Below are 18,127 nucleotides of genomic sequence, written 5' to 3'. Positions count from 1 at the left end.
TATGACACAACCTTTCCAATGGCAAGGGCGCACAGATGGTGAAACACAAGAGCATTTGCGCATCCATCAAGTCATTAATAAACACACACCTGCTGAATTTGCATTAATTGGTTTTGCTTCTGATGAGGGCGTTAGGCGCAATAAAGGCCGCCAAGGCGCTAAAGCAGGCCCAGATGCAATTCGCTATCAACTGGCTGGGTTACCTATTCATCAACCGCTTGCAATTAAAGATGTCGGTACAATTAGCTGTGATGATGGCAATCTGGAAGCCGCACAACGTCGTTTATCCGACCAGCTTATCGCACTGCTCGCTAAAAACCAAAAGCCGATTGTACTTGGCGGTGGCCATGAAGTCGCATTTGCAAGCTTCCAAGGCCTGTTTGACTATGTTGAACATTATCAAGCAGGTAAAACGATCGGTATTATTAACTTTGATGCGCATTTTGACTTACGCGAAGCCCCTTTCGCGACTTCTGGTACCCCATTTTTACAATCTGCCATGTTGTGTCAGCAGCACCAACGCCCTTTTCAATATTTATGTTTAGGCATCGCAGACCACGGCAATACTAAAGTATTGTTCGATACCGCTAATTCATTAGGTTGCCAATATATCCGTGATAAAGAACTTGCTTATTCTAAGCTTCCTCAAGCAATTGAAAAAATTAAAAAATTTATTAGCGGCGTAGACTATTTATATGTCACCGTTGATTTAGATGTGTTTTCTGCTGCCATTGCGCCGGGCGTTAGCGCACCAGCACCGAAAGGTATTTCCACTGAAGTTTTTGATGAACTGTTTGCCATTATCAAAAGTAGCCAAAAAATGGCTGTTTTTGATATCGCAGAATGCAACCCTGAATTTGATATTGACAACCATACCGCCAAACTCGCGGCTTATTTGATTTACCAATATTTATTCTAATAAAACAACACAACAATTCGACTGATAAATACACTGTTTCTCACGCTGTTAAGATAATTAATTTTCAAACACCACAATAAAAATAGCTTTGAAGTTGATTATCAAACTAGCCGTAGCACGATAACTTAATGGTTTTTAACTATTGAATTTCGCGTTACAGCTAGGCGGCAAGTGACGTTATCCCTAGAAGCATACAAAAGTATGTGACTAGGGTAACGGAGCGCGGCCAACAACGCTGTAGCGCAATATCTTAATGGTTTTTAACTATTGAATTTCGCGTTATAGCTAGGCGGCAAGTGACGTTATCCCTAGGAGCATACAAAAGTATGTGACTAGGGTAACGAAGCGCGGCCAACAACGCTGTAGCGTGAAAGACAACAGTTAAAAAGGGAAAAATATGATTCTACACCTCGACACACTCTCCACCCTCTTCCTAACGGTGATCTGCCTACTCATGGGGATCCACTTAAAAAAACGTATCGAATGGCTACAGCGCTTTTGTATTCCTTCTCCCGTCATTGGCGGTTTTCTGGTTAGTTTGATTATTTGGGGGCTCAAATCATTTAACCTTGCTGAAATCAATTTTGATACCAGTTTACAAACCTTTTTAATGGTCGCTTTCTTTACTACCATTGGTATTGATGGCAGCTTCCGCATCTTAAAAAGTGGTGGCCGGTTACTCTTTATCTACCTGTTTATTTGCTGGTTTGTCGTTATTTTCCAAGACACTTTTGGTGCAGGCCTTGCGCATTTACTCGGTGTTGATCCCGTTATCGGTATCATGGCTGGTGGTGTTTCTCTTACTGGAGGCCATGGCGGTGCGGCAGCCTTCGGGGGCATGGCTGAGGGCCTTGGCGTGCAATCCGCAACGGTTGCAGCCATTGCTGCGGCAACTTTTGGCCTAATTACAGGGAGCTTACTCGGTGGCCCTATTGCAACATTCTTAATTAAGAAATTTAACGTGCAGATTAAAGCTGATGAAAACGTTGAGCGAGTTCAGGTTCCTGAAACTATCGCAGGGAAAATTGAATCTATCGATGCTCACGCTTTTTTAAAAATGCTAGCTCTCGTTCTAGGGATTATGGTTATCGGTCAATTCGCTTCAGCGCAGTTTACCAAAGCAACTGGCTTTTCATTACCCAGCTATGTCGGGGCGATGATTATTGCAATAGTTATCCGTAATATTAATGACCAAGTCGAATTGTTCCGTATTAACCAAAAGTCGGTTGACCTTATCTCTGAAGTTTCACTTGGCCTATTTTTGACTATGGCTATGATGTCATTGAAAATATGGGAGTTAAAAGCCGTTGCTTTGCCATTATTCACCATCCTATTAGCACAAGTTATTATTTTAATTTTGTTAGTTGTCTTTGTCATTTTCCGCTTATTAGGCAAAAACTACGATGCTGCGGTAATGTGTGCTGGCTTAATGGGGCATGGTTTAGGTGCGACGCCAAACGCAATGGCAAATATGTCCTCGGTTTGTGAACGTTACAAACAAGTTTCGATGAAAGCTTTCATGATTGTGCCACTCAGTGGTGCAGTACTCATTGACTTAGTGGGTATCCCTTATCATACATGGTTAATTAATATGCTTAGCTAAGTATACTGAAGGAGGAGCTCTCTCCTCCTTCAACTATTTACCTTCTATATATTTCACTCATATCCATAGATATATCACTCCCTGTCCGTAGTGAAAACAGTTACACTTGAGCAAAGCTGATTTTTTCAGGTGAACAATTTTGCTAACCTGTTTATAATCAGCGCCCCAAATAGAGGTATATCATGACTGCATCCACTTTTACTGAACTTGAACTTGATGAAAGCCTAATTAATGCGCTTTCAGACAAAGGCTATCAACGTCCGACCGCGATTCAAGCGGCAGCAATTCCTGCTGCAATGGATGGCCGCGATGTATTAGGTTCAGCCCCGACAGGAACAGGTAAAACCGCCGCGTTTTTACTGCCTGCGATCCAACATTTACTTGATTTCCCGAGAAAGAAATCAGGGCCGCCTCGCGTTCTAGTTGTCACGCCAACTCGCGAACTAGCCATGCAGGTTGCTGACCAAGCAAAAGAATTATGCGCCCATAATCATCTAGATATCGCTACCATCACTGGTGGTGTTGCTTATATGAACCACGCTGAAGTTTTCAGCGAAAATCAAGATATTGTCGTCGCAACAACAGGCCGACTACTCCAGTATATTAAGGAAGAAAACTTTGACTGCCGCGCAGTTGAGATTTTGATCCTTGATGAAGCTGACCGCATGCTCGACATGGGCTTTGCCAATGACATAGAAACAATTGCAGGCGAAACACGCTGGCGCAAGCAAACTATGCTGTTTTCTGCCACTCTTGAAGGCGAAGCTATTCGTGACTTTGCTGAGCGTTTATTAGAAGATCCAATTGAAATTGATGCCGACCCTTCACGTCGTGAACGTAAAAAAATTCAGCAATTTCATTACCGTGCTGACACACTAGAGCATAAAACAGCCTTACTGTGCCATTTGTTAAAACAAGATGAAGTCACCAAAGCCATCGTCTTCGTACGTAAGCGTGAGCGTTTACGTGAATTAGTCCAATGGTTACGCGAAACGGGTATCGAACCTTGTTATCTTGAAGGGGAAATGCCACAAGCTAAGCGTAATGAAGCTGTACGCCGCCTCGTTGATGGCCAAGTTAAAGTACTGGTTGCAACAGATGTAGCTTCTCGTGGCTTAGATATCGAAAACGTTAGCCATGTTTTTAACTTTGACTTGCCTAGAACTGCAGATGTCTACTTACACCGTATTGGCCGTACTGGCCGAGCTGGCCGTAAAGGCACGGCAATTTCTTTAGTCGAAGCGCATGACTTTCCATTATTTGGTAAAATAACTCGTTATATTGAAGAGCCTATCAAGATTCGCGTTGTTGATTCTTTACGTCCAACAACTAAAGCTCCTTCAGAAGCGATGTTAAATAAACCAAAACCATCAAAGAAAGTACTTGCTAAGCGTAAAGAAAAGAAAAAAGAAGAACAAGCTAAGAAAAAAGAAAAAGTACGCCATCGCGACAAGAAAAATATTGGAAAACGTCGTACTCCTGTTAGCCCTTCTATATCAACCGCTAACGATAAAAGCTAATGACTAAAAACGGGTTTAGGCCCGTTTTTTATTTAGCCCATCATTTGTAAAACTTTCTCTCGCATTTGTTTTCCTTCATGAGTCAGCAGATCAGGCTTAATAATATGGTTACCAAGTATATCCTTACAATCTAGGCCTTTATTATTCTTAATACGCCAATCAGCTCCATTTTCCAATAATAGTGTAGCAACATCGAGTGCATGGCTATTTAAAGCATCATGTAAAGGCGTATTTCCTAAACTATCCTTAATGTTTACTGTTAATCCATTTTTCAATAAAAGCTGCGATTGTATAAGACGGCCATTTTGCGCAGCTAAATGTAAAATACTTTTTTGCCCTTTTGATTGAAGCATTTTAATTGTTTGACCATATCGAGATTCAATTAAAGCTTTAATAAATTGCCCATTGGCAGTTCTGACTGACTGTTGTGCCAATACATTAATATCACAAGGTTTATGATCTAATGATAAGAGTGCTGAAAATTCAGTTATATTTCCTTTTTTGATTGCACTTTCACAACATTCTTGCCAACTTATCCCCTGTTTTTCTTCTTTAATAGGAAAAATTTCTAGTGGTATTTCTTGTACCTTATTATATTCACCTGTGATTGCATTCCAGTTATTCCATGGTTTATATTTGCACATAACCTTAATAATTTTAAGCATTGAATGAGCTATAAAACTTCTTGTTATTAAACGGGTCGGTAACCAATCTTTCCAAGAGTTATGTTCGCTATAAGCCATTTTAATACAATTTCCCAAAGCAGAAGGGATCGGTAAAGAGTTTTGCAATCTATCGAGCCAGTCATATTGTACCGTGTAATAACGTATCAACCCTTCTTGTGCAATTTTTTCAGCAACGTGATAATCAATCCCAATATTATTAATCGTGTTTTTTGCCAATCCTGCAGGACTGAATACAATACAAGGTGATTGACTCGCTAACGCCGCAATTGAAGCCAATCCCCCACCTAATGAATGCCCCGTACAAATCGTATTTCCATTTACTGCATTGAATAAAATATTCATCAAACCAACAGCTTGAAAATATTGAGACTCATAAAAACCAAGTCCTTGACGGATATTACTATAAAAATCGATAATATCGTTAGTACCTGCAAAACAAAGGACATATAAGCCATTGAATCGACAAATATTAGCTTGAAATCCCGTTTGCTCGTCATTTAATAATTCCGCATTAATTCCGAGATCATAAATATCTTTATTACTTAATTTTTCAATACCCTGTATATTCCGCCAATTTTTATGATAAGCGCCTTGTGCTAGTAGAGCTAATATATAATCTTTTGATTGTGCCTGAGTGCCTAAAAAATCTTTTCTTAATACATCTTTAGGCCATAACTCTGTTATACATGATTTAATATCTTGATGTTGGTGCCGTAGATAAATATTTAAATTTTCTCTAACAAAAATATACTCATCTTTTTTTGATAGTATTTGTTGTGTAGATAATGACATGATTTCTCCCTAACAAGTGTATTTGTTGGAAGAATATTGAAATACAAATAACCAAGGTGGGAAATAATCAACTTTATTAGTAACAAATAAAAAGCCATTGATAACAATGGCTTTAGAATTTAATATATATTACTAGATGTAATTATGTCTAATATTTATTACAGACTTTCAGTGAAAGTACGGGTAATAACATCACGTTGTTGTTCAGGCGTTAATGAATTAAAACGCACGGCATAACCAGAAACACGAATTGTTAATTGCGGATATTTTTCTGGATTTTTAACTGCATCTTCTAATGTTTCACGGCTTAATACGTTAACATTTAAGTGCTGACCGCCTTCAACACGTACGGTAGGTTTCATTTCTAAAGGAACTTCGCGATACTCAAAAGCACCTAATTCATCTTTAGCAACAATTTGCCCTTCGTTGTAATCGGCTTTCGCACAAACACAACGAGCTTCATTTTTTTCATCATCCAGTAACCAAAACGAATTCAACAATGCTGCATTATCAGTTTTAGTAATTTGAATACCTGTAATCATGTCGACCTCCACGTTCGAGCTAGATTGCATTCGATTTGTGTAATAAATCGAAGCTACATTAACCATCAATCTTATGAAAACTTGTAATTGGATATTTGGTCTAACCAATGTATATAGTTATTTTATACCAGCTAGATCCCCTATTTTCTTTGATATTTATCAATTATTCCACTTAGCAACTAATTCAATCACCCCAACTTTATGATTTAAATCAAAATTAACAATTTATTTTTTTAACTATTTGTATAAATTTTCAATTTTTTTTAAAATTAATAGTCAATATCAGGGCTTTATCTCTCTCTCATGAACCAGTAAGCTTATAGCTATCAACTGGTTCATATAATTGTTCCTTCCTAAATTCATTGTTATGGAATATTTCATGTCAAACTCCATTACGTGGCACGATGTTATTGGCCCTGAAAAATCAAAACCCTATTTCAAAGAGACACTCGCTTATGTAGCAGAACAGCGCAAAAATGGTAAAATTATCTACCCTGCTCAAGACGACGTTTTTAATGCATTTAGGTATACCGAACTTGCCGATATTAAAGTCGTTATCCTAGGACAAGACCCTTATCATGGCCCAGGACAAGCCCACGGCCTCTCTTTTTCCGTACTCCCTGGTATTAAGCCACCACCGTCATTAGTGAATATGTATAAAGAATTAGAAAAGGATATCGCTGGCTTTCAAAGACCTAATCATGGGTATTTGCTCAGTTGGGCTCAACAGGGTGTTTTACTCCTTAACACCGTTCTCACCGTAGAACAAGGCAATGCTCACTCCCATGCCCATTTAGGTTGGGAAACCTTCACGGACAAAGTTATTGAAGCAATCAATGAAAATACACAAGGCGTTATTTTTCTACTGTGGGGTTCCCATGCACAGAAAAAAGGTAGAATAATTGATACAAAGCGCCACCATGTACTCAAGGCTCCTCACCCTTCCCCACTTTCTGCTCATAGAGGATTTTTCGGTTGTGGCCATTTCTCACAAACTAATACTATTTTAGAACAACAAGGTAAAACACCTATTGATTGGAACCCTGTAATAGATGAGCCAAATCTGCAACCATAGATGATTTTTTGGCACTAAGTCATAAAAAAGGGAAATCAATTGATAGATTTCCCTTTAGTAATATTCTCTTGGGGGCATTTGCCTCCATTTAAATAACGATGCTCTTTATTTAGAGACAATCACCATTGCAGGTCTTAGTAAACGGTTGTTTAATGTATACCCTTTCTGCATAACTTCAATCACATGATTAGCTTGGTGATCTGGTGACTCAATCATCGTTATCGCTTGATGAACGTCAGGGTTAAATGGCACATTGATATCACTGACAGGCTCGATCCCAAACTTAGCCACTGCATCTAAAAAAGTTTTTAGCGTTAAATTTAGCCCTTCTAACATCGCTTTAGACTCTTCACTTTCGTGATCTGCTGCATCTATCGCACGTTCTAAGTTATCAATCACTGGTAGTAATTCATTTGAGAATTTTTCCAGTGCGAACTTATGTGCTTTTTCGATATCTTGCTCAGTTCTGCGGCGAATATTTTCAATTTCTGCGTGTGCACGCAACATCGCTTCACGTTCAGTTTTTTGTGAGGCTTCTAACTGTTGTTCAAGCTCAGCAATACGCGTGGCTAACGCTTGTTCGTCTGCTTGTAATTCATCAGCTTGTTGAACGCTGGCTTCTTGCTCAGCTTGCACTTTTTGTGATTCATTTTGTTCAAAAGCTTGCTCATCATGCATGTTTTGGTCTTTACTACTCATGAATATCTCCGCGTATTTAGCATTAATCCCATATATGAGAGTATTATGGGGATCTAATACAGGGATTCAAGGGAAGTCATACAATCAGAGGCCAAAAAAGTATGCGAAAGGACAATAATACACCACTACTACATTTTAAAACGATAGGCATTGTCGGGCACCCTAGGCACCCTGAAGCATTGGCAACTCATGAATTAATATACCATTGGTTAATTTCAAAAAACTATCAGGCCATTATCGATAAACAAGTTGCTAAAGATTTAAAATTAGTCAATGCCAACACTGGAACATTAACTGAAATAGGCCAACAGGCTGATTTAGTTGTTGTTGTTGGGGGAGATGGCAATATGCTCGGCGCTGCTCGTATATTATCTCGGTATAATAATAAAGTTATTGGTGTAAATCGTGGTAATCTCGGTTTTCTTACCGATTTAGACCCGGATAATGCATTACAACAACTTTCACGTGTTCTTGAAGGTGAATACCGCGAAGAAAGGCGTTTTTTACTAGAAGCACAAGTCATTAAAGCTAACCAAAAAGCACGTAAAAGCACCGCAATTAATGAAATTGTTCTACACCCTGGTAAAGTTGCTCATATGATCGAGTTCGAGGTCTATATTGATGAAAAATTTGCCTTTTCTCAACGTTCTGATGGTTTAATCATTGCCACACCAACAGGTTCTACAGCTTATTCACTTTCCGCTGGAGGCCCTATTTTAACCCCGAATTTGGATGCTATTGTATTGGTTCCAATGTTTCCACATACCTTATCCTCTAGACCTCTGGTGATTAGCAGTGACAGCAGTATTCGGCTGAAGTTTTTACGAACAAATATTGATTATGAAGTCAGCTGTGATAGCCAAATCATGCTCCCTATTCAGGACGGTGAAGAAGTCATTGTCAAACGTAGTAATAAAAATCTTAATTTGGTTCATCCACAAGATTATAATTATTTCAACACGTTAAGTTCAAAATTAGGATGGGCTAAAAAAACTTTTTAATTTTTTCAATCTGCCTCTTTACTGTATAAAAAAACAGTCATACACTGTATTAAAACACAGGTGTGTATTTTTACAGGAGAGCGCTGATGCTTACCCAACTAACAATCAATAATTTTGCAATCGTACGTGAATTAGAAATTGATTTCCGTAATGGCATGACAACCATAACCGGTGAAACAGGTGCGGGTAAGTCCATTGCTATTGATGCACTTGGCCTGTGTTTAGGCAATCGGGGTGAAGCCAATATGGTGCGCCCCGGTGCACAACGTGCCGACCTCTGTGCTCGCTTTTCCTTAATGGATGCTCAACTGGCTGCCAATTGGCTTACTGAGCACCAACTCGATAACCAAAATGAATGCCTATTACGCCGCACTATCTCTCCTGATGGCCGTTCACGTGGTTTCATTAATGGCGTTTCAGTTCCTTTATCGCAACTTAGAGAGTTAGGAACATTACTGATCCAAATCCATGGTCAGCACGCACACCAACTCTTACTAGATAGCGCCCATCAAAAATCCCTGCTTGATGCCTATTCAAACCAGCAAGAGCTAATTGCTCAAATGAAAAAAGCATGGCAAACATGGCACGATTCCTGCCAACAATTAGCTGTATTTCAAAAACAAATGCAAGAACGTGAATCTCGACAACAGTTGCTAGAATATCATCTAAAAGAACTGAACGAATTCCTCCCTGTTCAAGGGGAATTTGAAGAGATAGACCAAGAATATAAACAACTCGCTAATCATGGGCAATTTTTAGCTATTGGCCAAACAACAACGCAAATACTATCTGAAAATGATGATTCGAATGTTATTAGCTTATTAAATATGGCAAAAAATGAATTATCTGATCTAGTCGCTCTCAACCCTAAATTTTCAGAGCTACTTGATATGCTTGAAGAAGCATCGATACAAGTCAGCGAAGTCAGTGATGAAATAAAGCATTATTGTGACCAATATGAGCTTGACCCTAATCGCTTGTTTGAACTAGAAAAACGCATTTCTAAACAAATTAACTTAGCGCGTAAACACCATGTCACTCCCGAAGCTTTACCCGAATTATTTCAGCAATTACTGAGCGAACAAGAACTAATAGCCAGCCAAAATGAAGACTCTGAAACGTTAAATGCGCAAGTACAAGTAAATCATCATATTGCTCTCGAATGTGCGGAACGTTTACACCATGTACGTTTACATTATGCTCAAGAATTAAGTACATTAATTACCAATAGCATGCACCAACTTTCAATGCCTCATGGTCTGTTTACTATTGATGTAAAATTTACTCCAGATCAACTACAAATTGATGGTGCCTGTAAAGTAGAGTTCAATGTGACGACTAACCCAGGGCAGCCACACCAAGCACTTGCGAAAGTGGCATCGGGCGGTGAGTTATCACGTATAGCACTAGCAATCCAAGTGATTACAGCTAAAAAAATGGATACGCCCGCATTAATATTTGATGAAGTCGATGTCGGTATTAGTGGACCAACAGCAGCAATTGTAGGGAAGTTACTACGTGAATTAGGTGAATCAACGCAAGTTATGTGCGTTACACATTTACCCCAAGTGGCAGGGTGCGGTCATCACCACTTTTATGTCAGTAAAGAGACAAATGGTGTAGAAACAGAAACTCGTATGCAATTATTGGATAAAAAATCTAGATTACAAGAGCTTGCGCGTCTTCTTGCTGGATCTGCGGTAACAAAAAATACGCTAGCCAATGCAAAAGAGTTGCTTGCAGCATAATTTTTGACAACTTTTTTACGCTCATGTGGTCTTAGAGTCGATAAGGAAGGTTTTAAATTGTATCAATGTCGATTATCATTGATGTTCTGACTCCAAAAGGAATGAGATATCCATGCGTTATAAATTGTTAACTGCTGCCGCGCTATCACTCGCATTAATGTCTACGGGCTGTTCAATGATGGAACGTCTTGTCTATCACCCAGACATTAACCAAGGTAATTACCTCACAGCGAAAGATGTCGCTAAGATCCAAAAAGGAATGACACAGCAACAGGTTGCTTATACTTTGGGCACCCCAATGTTATCTGACCCGTTTGGTACTCAGACTTGGTATTATGTTTTCCGCCAAGAACTTGGGCATGACCCAGTTCAGCAAGAAACTTTGACTCTTATCTTTGATCGTAATGGTATTCTTACTGACATCAAAAATGAGAAAAATCTTGCCGCGCAGGAATCAATGGAAGCTGCTGAAACAAAAGCATCAGAAACTAAAACAGCTGACTAACCATAAACACTAAGAACCACCTAGTGTGACAATAACAACCTGTTTTCTGAAGGACTTATTCAGGCAGGTTGTTATTATGAGTATCTTTATTAAAAATTTATTAAAAGCATTTTGCACAAATAAATTTAAAGACAAAAACCGAGCTTTTGCTCGGTTCGCTACATAAAATTAATTTACTTATTTTTAACTTCTTTAGATTTTTCAGCTCTTTTACGCCGTAACTCTTTTGGGTCTGCAATCAAAGGTCGATAAATCTCAACTCGATCCCCATCTTGCACTAAATCTGTCAATTTAGCAGGGCGACTATAAATACCAATCTTATTTTTTTTAAGATCAATATCATCCCTAAGGGCAAGGATACCAGAAGCAAGTATCGCTTCTTCTATTGTCGTCCCCTCTTTCACTTTGACTGATAGCAAAAATTGCTTTTCAGGAAGCGCATATGTCACTTCAATATTCAGCTCAGACACTGTATACATCCTTTGCTCTTAAAGTGAAAGCTTGAACCATATTATTTGCTAGTTCCTTGAAAACTTTGCCAAACGCAAGCTCTATCAATTTATTTGTAAACTCAAAATCAAGATGAAACTCGATTTTACAAGCGTCTGCACTTAAAGGAATAAATTTCCAACCACCAGCTAATTTACTAAATGGCCCTTCAACAAGTTGCATGTGTATGCATTTATTATCCTCTAGCACATTTTTTGTGACAAAAGTTTTGCTAATACCTGCTTTTGACACTTCAACAGAAGCGGTCATTTCTTCAGAGCTATGACTAATAATTCGGCTACCTACACACCCCGGCAAAAAGCTTGGATATGAAATAACGTCATTAACGAGTTTATACATTTGTTCTGCGCTAAAAGGGACCAACGCAGAGCGACTAATCTGTGGCATATCAATTCCTATCCCCAAAAACTGAGCGTATAATACCATCTTTGATTGGTTAAACAAAAAACAAAACCCACATAGGGCAAGATTTGCACAATCAAAAAAATATCAGCTTAGAAAGATTTCTTTCAACTCAGCTTACAGTATAATGATTGCACTATGACAAAGAAAAAACCATATAAACCCGGTTCAGCAACAATTGCTATGAACAAGCGTGCTCGCCACGAATATTCTATCGAAGAGGAGTTCGAGGCGGGTCTATCCCTACAAGGTTGGGAAGTTAAATCACTCCGTGCAGGCAAAGCCAACATTGGAGATAGCTACGTTCTATTACGGGACGGTGAAGCTTATTTATTCGGTGCAAACTTCACACCACTGACTGTTGCATCATCGCATGTTGTATGCGACCCAACGCGTAGCCGTAAATTACTTTTAAATCAACGCGAATTAGATACACTCTACGGTAAAGTTAATCGTGAAGGTTATACCGTTATTGCACTTTCTCTCTACTGGAAAAATGCATGGTGTAAAGTTAAAATTGGTGTTGCCAGAGGTAAAAAATCTCACGACAAACGTTCTGATATTAAAGAACGTGAATGGCAACTCGATAAAGCACGTATAATGAAACATTCTAACCGCTAACCTCTAGCTTTATAGAGTATTTTTCTGTTATACTGAGCTCAACAACTTGGGGCTGATTCTGGATTCGACGGGATTTGCGAAACCCAAGGTGCATGCCGAGGGGCGGTTGGCCTCGTAAAAAGCCGCAAAAAAATAGTCGCAAACGACGAAAACTACGCTTTAGCAGCTTAATAACCTGCTTAGAGCCCTCTCTACCTAGCCTCCGCTCTTAGGACGGGGATCAAGAGAGGTCAAACCCAAAAGAGATCGCGTGGATGCCTTGCCTGGGGTTGAAGCGTTAAATTTAATCAGGATAGTTTGTTAGTGGCGTGTCTGTCCGCAGCTGGCAAATGAATTTAAAGACTAGACTAAGCATGTAGTACCGAGGATGTAGAAATTTCGGACGCGGGTTCAACTCCCGCCAGCTCCACCAAATTTTAACTGTCAGTGATGTGACAACAACTTTAAAAACAGTAAGTTAGCAAAGTTGAGCAGACAGTAACATTACCCAGAATGGACTTCGAAATGCACGTGAAATGCACGCGCACCAGAAGAATAAAAAAGCTCACTCCGGTGGGCTTTTTTACTATCTACTTACTGATGAGATGCTGATGAAATACTTTTCTGAATATAACACTCTAGAAAATAGAGCACTTCAAATTTGGCAGATCCTGATAGGGTTTGCATATAATAGAAAAATTACAACATATGGTGAGATTGCTGAGATTCTTCATTACGAAGGCGCTGGTGTTTTAGATCGCCAGCTAGGACATATTCTGCATTTCTGTGCTCAAAACAAACTACCCCCTCTAACAGTTTTAGTTGTCAATGCTGAAACAGGATTACCTGGAGGCGGTTTTGAAACACAAGGTGACTTGCATTGTGATAGAGAATTAGTTTTTCACTATGATTGGTTTAACCTTATTCCACCAACACCATCTCAATTTGCTGAATCTTGGGAAATAGCAAAGTCTAATAACTTTAAAATAAACTACTAAGCTTTGTCATGAAAAGCCAACCTACTCGAGTTGGCTTTACCCCTAGAATTTGATGATAGTAAGGTCTTTGTTCTGCAACTCAATACCGCGGTTTAATTTTAGTTAAGACTATGGTTTTTGGGCCAATCAATAACTGGAACTAATGAAGTATCAATATCAGCAACTTTGATGCTGTAAATTTCCCATTCTGTCAGTAAATCTTTTTCGTCATCTGTTGCGATGCCTAAACGTACTTTGCGCTCTAAAATAGTGATGATTTTCTCAGCCTCATCAGCAAGTAATTGTTTCTTAACTTCTGCCTCTGCAATAAGCTGTTCTTTTGAGGTTGGTGGATTGAAATACGCATTAATCTCTTTATCTGTCATTTTTTTCAAAATATTCAAATGCTCTCTGATATCAAAGAAAACAGGCAAAATTACATCATATTCATCTTTCAGAGGTTGATACTCTGACTCAATCAGCTCAAATACTGTCAGCAATTCTTTGAATTTTTCATTTTTAGCATCAAAAATTTGAGTTTTCTTTTCAATTTCAATGATGCATTCATTCGCTTTATCTTCATCGTCAGTGACAGAGTTGGTGATAGCAGTATCTAATTGCACTTTCGCTTCATTAAGTTCTTGCATCGCAAGTTGTAGATTATTCCCAGCTTCGACGAATAAAGGCTCTTTTTCTTGAATTGTTACTTCTAATTCTGAAAGACGAGCTACTTTTGATAATTGTTCATCATCGTATGCAAATACAGAATCTGTGTTTTTATCTCTGTAATAATTCATTTTCATACTAATGGCGTTTTGTGCCGCAGCCCCTGTTAACATTTGCCCGATAATCAATGAGCGCTGCGTTGCAGTTGCGCTATTGGCCATTGAGTTGTCAAATTCGACATAAAACAACGGTGCACGGAGATTGTTTGGAACACGAGAAAATGAAACTGTCATACTTTTTTCTCCTTGGATTGCGGTTTGACAAGCTCAACATCACCGTCATTAAGCCGTGCACGCCAATAAACATTATTTGGTACTTCTTGCCCATTTTCAGGCAAAGAGGAGCCTTTGACCGGGCAGCGCACGCTGCGGCCATTAATTGGTTTTACAAACATAGAAACTCCTGATTAGGTCAGGTCAATATTGATGTGATGTTGAGGTGTGCCGTCCGGCTGCTGAACATTGATGTCGATACCCGTTAGCGGCTCAGCATCAATGGGGTAAAATTCTTCGGGACCTTGGTAATATTCGATATCTAAATCCATCAATAACTGTGCAAGATGGCCTTCACCACCTGCACTGATATCGATTTGAGAACGAATTTCAAGAAACTGCTGGGTTTGTCGGGTTAGTTCATAACTATTGATGACGGCACGTTCAATTTCTTCTCGCAGGGCTTCTAAGGCAAGTTCGGCTTTCATTGCGCCATCAAGATCATCACCATCAAACTCTTCAAGTCTCCCCGTCACACGTACTGTCGTCACTGTATTAAATTGAGGTGCATTACGACCTAGTGATTTTTTGTGGTCAAAGGGTGTTTGAACAATAATGCACGGGTAATCCGCATTCACTGTTGACCAATCCATCGGAGAGTAAACACGGTTTTCTGCAGCTGTTTTCCCTTTTAAAGAATTAAGAACTAATTCACGGATCTGTGCTGCATTCATGATGCCACCACCTTATTTAAGATCAGATGTGTTCCACCATGACTGTCAGGATGGACATCCCCAACAACGAATAATGTGCTCACACTATAGATAAATACCTTGTCACCTTTTACTGGGGCAGCTTTGAAAATAGCATCGCGCACACCTAAAATCGGGCGAGTGGTGTTAATTCCACTCTCCCCATCGAGGGATTCATAGTTTTGGGCATATGCTCTATCAAATATTCCCTCAATATCATAATGTTCCCCTGTTTTCGGTCGCCAATTCACCTTTTCAGAAAAAACATTATGAAGTGGATTTAATAGATGCTTATCCCAATCAATCACCACTGATGGTTACCGTTCCAACTGGATTAGCTTTCGCCAGTTTTTCTCGCACCAAAGCCAGTGACATCACAACGCAGAGCTCCACCAGCCGCTCTGCATCGCTATCTTCCAACTCAATTTGCTGATTTTCAGTATATAAAATACCGTTATGTTGTACTGAATGACCTTTTACGACGACATAAATGCCATCTGGCTCTGGCTCTGGCTCTGGCTCTGGCTCTGGCTCTGGCTCTGGCTCTGGCTCTGGCTCTGGCTCTGGCTCTGGCTCTGGCTCTGGCTCTGGCTCTACAGGGTTTTTATCATCATTATCCTCTGCTTTCGGTGGAATTTGTTGAGTATTTGCATCAACTTGTAACTCAGGGGGTAATCCCCCCAAGTCATCAGTTTTTTCCTGCTGATCTTGGGGTTTCTTCGCCATAACGCCTCCGTTAGACAACCGTTGCACACAATGCCGCGTTCACTCGGCTAGGAATAACCAGCGGTGAAGATTGCATCATTAAGAAACGCTGAGCTGGGTCATGCTGAAGCCATGATTTTGGTGCGTAGGCCATCGGACCATAATTAAATGCGGGGTCAATAATGGCACCAAATGAGCGAGTACCCATTAAATCCGCCCCAGACATAATCACAGAGCCATCAGGGATCATCGGTTTTTCAATGTTGTCAACCGGGTCAATATACCAATCGTTGTATAACCACAGATCATAGTTACCCCAACGACCTTTATATACCGCGCCTTTTTGAACTTCTGTGCCAGCATTAATTTGGTTACCGAATGGGCTTAACGCTGGGAAATTAATCGCAGTGTCTTTAATCGTCGTATCTAAACGAAATGCTTTCCATGATTTAGTCGTAAAAACGATATCAGTTGCGGTAGCCCCTGAATTTTTTAAAATACGTTGTCCCCAATCTTCAATATCATCAGAGGGCTGAGTGTTAGTTTTTCCTGCATCGACTTTCACTGGCCATTTATCCGCGCCACTTAATGTGACGGTCAATTCAGATGCTCGACCAAAGTTAACTAACTTAGTATCGTAACCTTCACCCGCCACCGTGACCGTACCCGAAACTAATGCGCTAGATGCCATCCACTCTAATCGACGGTTGATCATGTCGATTTGGTCAGCCATTTCGAACTGAAGGTTTAACATTTCGCGCTCTGATGCAGATAGCTGTCCACCAATACGTTCGCCAATTTGACGACGAATAGGTTTTCGCAAATCAGGAGCACGCTTGTCTTTAATGTAGGCAGGTTTAAAGCTATTGGTTTGGAACTTACGAGACTCAACTAATTTGCCCTCCACTAGAGGAGAAACAAAAGGGGCCATACGACGTAAGCCCACATCCACATCAATAGAGACTTCTTCAGTGTCAGACTCAACCACATTGGGAAAGAATTTATCTAACAACCAGTTTTGGCTCGTCATTAGATTTGGCACGACTTGAACTAAAATATTCGTATCGAAAATATTCATACTTTTTCTCATTTAAAAGACGTCAAAAATCCTACTATTGCTAGTATTCAACGTCTAAGTGAATTAATGGGGAATTAAGCTTGTACGCTATCGCGGAGGAAAATAGAGAATTGGCGCATTTCGTCAGCAAGTTCAGGCACGGTCCAAGTTGCATCATAATTGGTTTTATGGTGATTAAACTCACCCATGAGAAACACACCCGTGGACGCTGCTTCGCTTGTTGTATCAATATCATTGACCAAAATAGCGCAAGGTTTTTCGCTACCGTCTGTTGCATCTTTTTTGCAGATAACATATTCGCGGGAGTCTTTAATTTTACCCAAAATAGTGCCTCGCACTAGAATACCCGCTTTGGCGATAACCACAGTATCAGTGACAACTTGCAATGGACCTGAAATTAACTGATCAGGGTTAAACATTGCTTGTCGCATACCCGGTTGGAATGGGTTTTGTGAAATCTGATCCATTATTTGCCCCCTTTGTTGCTGTTATACAGGTTGGTCATTTTGTTAACGAGAGATGCAGCTGAGCCTTTCGGGGCAACTTCTGCATCTTGCCCTAAACGTACTTGCTCTTCTTCACGCATACGGGCATCAAGAGAACGGCGATTACTTTGCGGTGCTGGAGCTCCGCCCATTGCTTTCAGTGTGCTGATTGCTTCAGATGATGACATACGAGTATTAAATGCCAAATGAGCAGCCATATCTGGACGTGCCGCAGCAGCTTTACTGCCAAAAATACGAGCGCAACGTTTACGTTCAGCTCGACGGCCTTTTTTCACGTCTTTGTTGTCTTCATCATCTTCAGCGTCTTCATCGTCGCCTTCTGCATTTTCATCATCTTCTGCATCAGGGTCTTCACCATCATCTTCCGCTTTCTTGCTTTTTGCCTTTTTCGCTTTACGACCTTCTTTTTCGTCATCATGATCTTCAGATTCAGGATCATCGTTTTCAGCATTTTCTTCATCATCGTCATCTTCCGCACGACGACCTTTTGCTTTGCGTGTTTTTTCATCATCTTCGGAAGCTTTCGCTTTATTACCCATAAGATGAGCAAACGGATTGAACTTAGACAT

At 40.0% G+C, this 18,127-nt stretch carries 22 protein-coding genes and 1 other RNA gene; 10 read left to right on the top strand and 13 right to left on the bottom strand.

Features of this window, described 5'->3' with window-relative positions; translation table 11 throughout:
* Window position 1: 1 nt before the first annotated feature.
* The 3 genes from hutG (at window position 2) to srmB (ending at window position 4,042) form a co-directional block, all read left to right on the top strand.
* Window positions 2-919 (top strand): formimidoylglutamase, encoded by a 918-nt coding sequence (gene hutG, locus ACU696_RS09120; RefSeq protein WP_164528608.1) that lies wholly within the window; start codon window positions 2-4, stop codon window positions 917-919.
* A 397-nt stretch (window positions 920-1,316) separates the two neighbouring features.
* Entirely contained in the window at window positions 1,317-2,522 is a 1,206-nt protein-coding gene (gltS, locus tag ACU696_RS09115) for a sodium/glutamate symporter (RefSeq protein ID WP_042851630.1), read from the top strand.
* Between the two features lie 182 nt (window positions 2,523-2,704).
* Window positions 2,705-4,042, top strand: a complete 1,338-nt coding sequence (srmB, locus tag ACU696_RS09110; protein WP_196723768.1) for an ATP-dependent RNA helicase SrmB — start codon at window positions 2,705-2,707, stop codon at window positions 4,040-4,042.
* A 32-nt stretch (window positions 4,043-4,074) separates the two neighbouring features.
* On the opposite strand, the gene ACU696_RS09105 is transcribed toward srmB, so the two are convergent.
* On the bottom strand, window positions 4,075-5,520 hold the full coding sequence (locus ACU696_RS09105) for an ankyrin repeat domain-containing protein (RefSeq protein ID WP_109911443.1): 1,446 nt from the start codon (window positions 5,518-5,520) through the stop codon (window positions 4,075-4,077).
* Window positions 5,521-5,678: 158 nt separating this feature from the next.
* On the bottom strand, window positions 5,679-6,062 hold the full coding sequence (gene grcA, locus ACU696_RS09100; RefSeq protein WP_004912835.1) for an autonomous glycyl radical cofactor GrcA: 384 nt from the start codon (window positions 6,060-6,062) through the stop codon (window positions 5,679-5,681).
* A gap of 379 nt (window positions 6,063-6,441) precedes the next feature.
* On the opposite strand from grcA, the gene ung reads away from it, so the two are divergent.
* Window positions 6,442-7,137: a uracil-DNA glycosylase gene (ung, locus tag ACU696_RS09095; RefSeq protein ID WP_196723770.1), complete on the top strand. Its 696-nt coding sequence runs from the start codon at window positions 6,442-6,444 to the stop codon at window positions 7,135-7,137.
* Window positions 7,138-7,242: 105 nt separating this feature from the next.
* Here ung and grpE read toward each other — a convergent pair whose 3' ends face one another.
* Complete coding sequence (gene grpE, locus ACU696_RS09090; RefSeq protein WP_004912841.1) at window positions 7,243-7,836, bottom strand: nucleotide exchange factor GrpE; 594 nt, start codon at window positions 7,834-7,836, stop codon at window positions 7,243-7,245.
* A gap of 101 nt (window positions 7,837-7,937) precedes the next feature.
* Here grpE and nadK point away from each other — a divergent pair, with 101 nt between their 5' ends.
* The 3 genes from nadK (at window position 7,938) to bamE (ending at window position 11,090) form a co-directional block, all read left to right on the top strand.
* On the top strand, window positions 7,938-8,837 hold the full coding sequence (nadK, locus tag ACU696_RS09085; protein WP_110732043.1) for an NAD(+) kinase: 900 nt from the start codon (window positions 7,938-7,940) through the stop codon (window positions 8,835-8,837).
* A gap of 86 nt (window positions 8,838-8,923) precedes the next feature.
* Window positions 8,924-10,585: a DNA repair protein RecN gene (gene recN / locus ACU696_RS09080; protein WP_004912847.1), complete on the top strand. Its 1,662-nt coding sequence runs from the start codon at window positions 8,924-8,926 to the stop codon at window positions 10,583-10,585.
* Between the two features lie 112 nt (window positions 10,586-10,697).
* Entirely contained in the window at window positions 10,698-11,090 is a 393-nt protein-coding gene (bamE, locus tag ACU696_RS09075; RefSeq protein WP_004265001.1) for an outer membrane protein assembly factor BamE, read from the top strand.
* Between the two features lie 173 nt (window positions 11,091-11,263).
* Here bamE and ACU696_RS09070 read toward each other — a convergent pair whose 3' ends face one another.
* Both ACU696_RS09070 and ACU696_RS09065 read right to left on the bottom strand, forming a co-directional pair.
* Window positions 11,264-11,569, bottom strand: coding sequence for an RnfH family protein (locus tag ACU696_RS09070; RefSeq protein ID WP_181937050.1), 306 nt, complete (start codon window positions 11,567-11,569; stop codon window positions 11,264-11,266).
* Complete coding sequence (locus ACU696_RS09065) at window positions 11,553-11,987, bottom strand: type II toxin-antitoxin system RatA family toxin (protein ID WP_004912851.1); 435 nt, start codon at window positions 11,985-11,987, stop codon at window positions 11,553-11,555. The genes ACU696_RS09070 and ACU696_RS09065 overlap by 17 nt, the downstream gene beginning before the upstream one ends.
* Window positions 11,988-12,140: 153 nt before the next feature.
* Here ACU696_RS09065 and smpB point away from each other — a divergent pair, with 153 nt between their 5' ends.
* The 3 genes from smpB to ACU696_RS09050 all read left to right on the top strand — a co-directional run bounded on the left by smpB (window position 12,141) and on the right by ACU696_RS09050 (window position 13,600).
* On the top strand, window positions 12,141-12,623 hold the full coding sequence (gene smpB, locus ACU696_RS09060) for an SsrA-binding protein SmpB (protein ID WP_004265004.1): 483 nt from the start codon (window positions 12,141-12,143) through the stop codon (window positions 12,621-12,623).
* 48 nt (window positions 12,624-12,671) lie between these two features.
* Window positions 12,672-13,035, top strand: a transfer-messenger RNA (tmRNA) gene (gene ssrA, locus ACU696_RS09055).
* Window positions 13,036-13,213: 178 nt separating this feature from the next.
* Window positions 13,214-13,600: a hypothetical protein gene (locus ACU696_RS09050; protein ID WP_198634758.1), complete on the top strand. Its 387-nt coding sequence runs from the start codon at window positions 13,214-13,216 to the stop codon at window positions 13,598-13,600.
* 98 nt (window positions 13,601-13,698) lie between these two features.
* Here ACU696_RS09050 and ACU696_RS09045 read toward each other — a convergent pair whose 3' ends face one another.
* The 8 genes from ACU696_RS09045 to ACU696_RS09010 all read right to left on the bottom strand — a co-directional run bounded on the left by ACU696_RS09045 (window position 13,699) and on the right by ACU696_RS09010 (window position 18,127).
* Complete coding sequence (locus tag ACU696_RS09045; protein ID WP_245211129.1) at window positions 13,699-13,965, bottom strand: tail fiber assembly protein; 267 nt, start codon at window positions 13,963-13,965, stop codon at window positions 13,699-13,701.
* Window positions 13,966-14,534: 569 nt separating this feature from the next.
* Window positions 14,535-14,699 (bottom strand): DUF2635 domain-containing protein, encoded by a 165-nt coding sequence (locus tag ACU696_RS09040; protein WP_096864646.1) that lies wholly within the window; start codon window positions 14,697-14,699, stop codon window positions 14,535-14,537.
* Between the two features lie 12 nt (window positions 14,700-14,711).
* A complete protein-coding gene (locus ACU696_RS09035; RefSeq protein WP_209101992.1) occupies window positions 14,712-15,251 on the bottom strand; it encodes an ATP-binding protein in 540 nt (179 codons plus the stop codon).
* Complete coding sequence (locus ACU696_RS09030) at window positions 15,248-15,580, bottom strand: head-tail joining protein (RefSeq protein WP_209101990.1); 333 nt, start codon at window positions 15,578-15,580, stop codon at window positions 15,248-15,250. Before ACU696_RS09030 ends, ACU696_RS09035 begins: the two co-directional genes overlap by 4 nt.
* Entirely contained in the window at window positions 15,570-15,995 is a 426-nt protein-coding gene (locus ACU696_RS09025; protein WP_272688142.1) for a hypothetical protein, read from the bottom strand. Before ACU696_RS09025 ends, ACU696_RS09030 begins: the two co-directional genes overlap by 11 nt.
* 10 nt (window positions 15,996-16,005) lie before the next feature.
* Window positions 16,006-17,052 carry a major capsid protein gene (locus ACU696_RS09020; protein ID WP_209101989.1) on the bottom strand — a complete coding sequence of 349 codons (1,047 nt, stop codon included), beginning with the start codon at window positions 17,050-17,052 and terminating at the stop codon, window positions 16,006-16,008.
* Window positions 17,053-17,126: 74 nt separating this feature from the next.
* On the bottom strand, window positions 17,127-17,519 hold the full coding sequence (locus tag ACU696_RS09015) for a head decoration protein (RefSeq protein ID WP_272659173.1): 393 nt from the start codon (window positions 17,517-17,519) through the stop codon (window positions 17,127-17,129).
* Window positions 17,519-18,127 (bottom strand): hypothetical protein, encoded by a 609-nt coding sequence (locus ACU696_RS09010; protein ID WP_123381738.1) that lies wholly within the window; start codon window positions 18,125-18,127, stop codon window positions 17,519-17,521. Before ACU696_RS09010 ends, ACU696_RS09015 begins: the two co-directional genes overlap by 1 nt.

Source organism: Providencia sp. PROV_01, from assembly GCF_053098325.1.
This window is presented reverse-complemented; position numbering and strand designations above follow the sequence as displayed.

Excerpts from the sequence above, each read along its gene's own strand:
- hutG (WP_164528608.1), top strand. The coding sequence starts at position 2 with ATGACACAACCTTTCCAATGGCAAGGGCGCACAGATGGTGAAACACAA.
- gltS (WP_042851630.1), top strand. The coding sequence starts at position 1,317 with ATGATTCTACACCTCGACACACTCTCCACCCTCTTCCTAACGGTGATC.
- srmB (WP_196723768.1), top strand. The coding sequence starts at position 2,705 with ATGACTGCATCCACTTTTACTGAACTTGAACTTGATGAAAGCCTAATT.
- ACU696_RS09105 (WP_109911443.1), bottom strand. The coding sequence starts at position 5,520 with ATGTCATTATCTACACAACAAATACTATCAAAAAAAGATGAGTATATT.
- grcA (WP_004912835.1), bottom strand. The coding sequence starts at position 6,062 with ATGATTACAGGTATTCAAATTACTAAAACTGATAATGCAGCATTGTTG.
- ung (WP_196723770.1), top strand. The coding sequence starts at position 6,442 with ATGTCAAACTCCATTACGTGGCACGATGTTATTGGCCCTGAAAAATCA.
- grpE (WP_004912841.1), bottom strand. The coding sequence starts at position 7,836 with ATGAGTAGTAAAGACCAAAACATGCATGATGAGCAAGCTTTTGAACAA.
- nadK (WP_110732043.1), top strand. The coding sequence starts at position 7,938 with ATGCGAAAGGACAATAATACACCACTACTACATTTTAAAACGATAGGC.
- recN (WP_004912847.1), top strand. The coding sequence starts at position 8,924 with ATGCTTACCCAACTAACAATCAATAATTTTGCAATCGTACGTGAATTA.
- bamE (WP_004265001.1), top strand. The coding sequence starts at position 10,698 with ATGCGTTATAAATTGTTAACTGCTGCCGCGCTATCACTCGCATTAATG.
- ACU696_RS09070 (WP_181937050.1), bottom strand. The coding sequence starts at position 11,569 with ATGTATACAGTGTCTGAGCTGAATATTGAAGTGACATATGCGCTTCCT.
- ACU696_RS09065 (WP_004912851.1), bottom strand. The coding sequence starts at position 11,987 with ATGCCACAGATTAGTCGCTCTGCGTTGGTCCCTTTTAGCGCAGAACAA.
- smpB (WP_004265004.1), top strand. The coding sequence starts at position 12,141 with ATGACAAAGAAAAAACCATATAAACCCGGTTCAGCAACAATTGCTATG.
- ACU696_RS09050 (WP_198634758.1), top strand. The coding sequence starts at position 13,214 with ATGAAATACTTTTCTGAATATAACACTCTAGAAAATAGAGCACTTCAA.
- ACU696_RS09045 (WP_245211129.1), bottom strand. The coding sequence starts at position 13,965 with ATGACAGATAAAGAGATTAATGCGTATTTCAATCCACCAACCTCAAAA.
- ACU696_RS09040 (WP_096864646.1), bottom strand. The coding sequence starts at position 14,699 with ATGTTTGTAAAACCAATTAATGGCCGCAGCGTGCGCTGCCCGGTCAAA.
- ACU696_RS09035 (WP_209101992.1), bottom strand. The coding sequence starts at position 15,251 with ATGAATGCAGCACAGATCCGTGAATTAGTTCTTAATTCTTTAAAAGGG.
- ACU696_RS09025 (WP_272688142.1), bottom strand. The coding sequence starts at position 15,995 with ATGGCGAAGAAACCCCAAGATCAGCAGGAAAAAACTGATGACTTGGGG.
- ACU696_RS09020 (WP_209101989.1), bottom strand. The coding sequence starts at position 17,052 with ATGAATATTTTCGATACGAATATTTTAGTTCAAGTCGTGCCAAATCTA.
- ACU696_RS09015 (WP_272659173.1), bottom strand. The coding sequence starts at position 17,519 with ATGGATCAGATTTCACAAAACCCATTCCAACCGGGTATGCGACAAGCA.
- ACU696_RS09010 (WP_123381738.1), bottom strand. The coding sequence starts at position 18,127 with ATGTCTAAGTTCAATCCGTTTGCTCATCTTATGGGTAATAAAGCGAAA.